This is a genomic window from Moorena sp. SIO3I6 (assembly GCF_010672095.1).
Window position 1 is genome coordinate 1 of the sequence record NZ_JAAHHU010001009.1, and the last position, 1,798, is coordinate 1,798.

2 protein-coding genes are annotated in these 1,798 nt (G+C 35.3%); one reads left to right on the forward strand and one right to left on the reverse strand.

Translation table 11 applies throughout. From position 1 onward, the window contains the following. Positions 1–295: DUF4157 domain-containing protein (locus tag F6K49_RS45495; RefSeq protein WP_293108778.1), on the forward strand; the 295-nt coding region annotated here is incomplete at its 5' end. On the opposite strand, the gene F6K49_RS45500 is transcribed toward F6K49_RS45495, so the two are convergent. Beyond that, on the reverse strand, positions 279–1,337 hold the full coding sequence (locus tag F6K49_RS45500) for a transposase (protein WP_293108782.1): 1,059 nt from the start codon (positions 1,335–1,337) through the stop codon (positions 279–281). The two genes, F6K49_RS45495 and F6K49_RS45500, sit on opposite strands and share 17 nt — an antisense overlap. Between the last annotated feature and the right edge of the window lie 461 nt (positions 1,338–1,798).

The window sequence follows — 1,798 nt, forward strand, 5'->3', positions numbered from 1 at the left end:
TATTCAGGCTCGTGCTTTTACTACAGGTAAAGATATTTTCTTTCGACAGGGGGAATATAACCCTGGAAGTCAGGAGGGGAAGAAGTTAATTGCCCATGAGTTAACCCATGTGGTGCAGCAAACTGGGGGGCAAATCCAGTGTAAGTCTCCGAGTGATAGTGTGTCGAGTTCTCCAACATTCCAGGTACACTTAGAGCAGAATGAAACTCTACAGCGGGCACCAAACAGGAAAAAATACCTGGAACTCAAAAAGCACTTTGAGCATATTTATCTAAAACTCAGATCTTGCACCTGATCAGACAAAAATCAAAACTAAGCTCATGTAACCAAGGCATAAGTGTATCTAAATGATGGAAAATAGAGAGAAGCAAAATATGCGGTAAAAGTAAAATAAGTGCTTGTTGTGCACAATAAAACCCATCTAAATTATCCGATTTACCTAAGTGTAAATAAACCCAATAAGCCAACAAATAAGAAACTAAACACAGAATCAACCAACGGTAGACTCCAAGTCTTGTCTTTTGTCCAAAGCGGTGTAGGCTAAAACGAGGTTTAGCTGTCTTAAAGAAACCCTCAATCTGCCATCTACGTTTTCCCCATCGAGCAATAGTTTTACCCTTCATTGGTTTAGTTGATATCACAAAACGTTGAATCATTTTGCCATCTCGTTTTAACCATATCCATGACAAAAAAACAGGTAATTTTAAACCATTCAAATAAACTTGTTGACCACGCTTTTTAATGTCTGAGACCTTACGACCATCAGTTAAAGTTCGATTTTTACTAATCCCAACAATAGCATGGCCGGATTTTTGACGGATATTATCAATCAATTTAATTGTACCAAAAGCCGTATCACCAAGTACATAAACTTGAAAATTTTGAGTAATTTTTTTAGGTAAATTATTTAATAACTTCTGTGCTAATTGGGATGGGGAGGGAGTACCCTTACCCCTATAAATCCTGAAACTCCAAGGAATACGCCAATTTCCCAGGACTAAATACATCACTACAATGTGTAAACCTTTCTTATGATTATAGACTCGCACTAAGTTTCCTAGATGGGTAAAATTACCTACCTTTTCTAGGGTAGTTAAATCTAGGATTACTTGTAGAGTTGGTTTTCTTCCTCTTTTTCTTTGATCAAGAATAAATTTGATTATTAAAGAACGAACGGTACGAATTAAAGAACGGGTTGACCATTGATAATTATTTAAAAAACGACTAATAGCACTTGCCGATTTGGTTTGACAATGATCCGGAACAGAATTACCTTGCCCACAAAGGATTAATCCAAAAATGGATTCTAAGGTTTCTTGTTGATAACTAGTGGGCATTAATTGTTTTAAGTTTGAGATGAATTTTTCTACTTCTGGTAAAATCTTATTCAGGGTCTTTATCCTCCATTAATCTTAGAAAAGAGTTTACCACAATTCTCATGTAATCAAAAAAAATATCAAGTCTAATTGAAGCCATAACTAAACTATTGATTATTTCTATTTTTCCGTATAATCTGGGTCATTGAGTGTCATTAAATTATGGGATACAGAGGCTTTTTCAAGGTATTTGATTAGTTGTCTCTAACTCAGGGATAGAACTGCCTCTAATCCCCTAATAACAATAACTTCAGCCGTTCCTTCTCACAGCCACTTTTTTTGGTGCAAGATCTGAGGTAAACGCATCTAAATTTGTATTAAAATTTACAGTGAAAAAATAAACAATAGTATCAAAAATCTAGAATTACCCTGTTGATTCTCAATAAGCGCAACTTATTCTCAATTATTGGCCGTGTTATCCT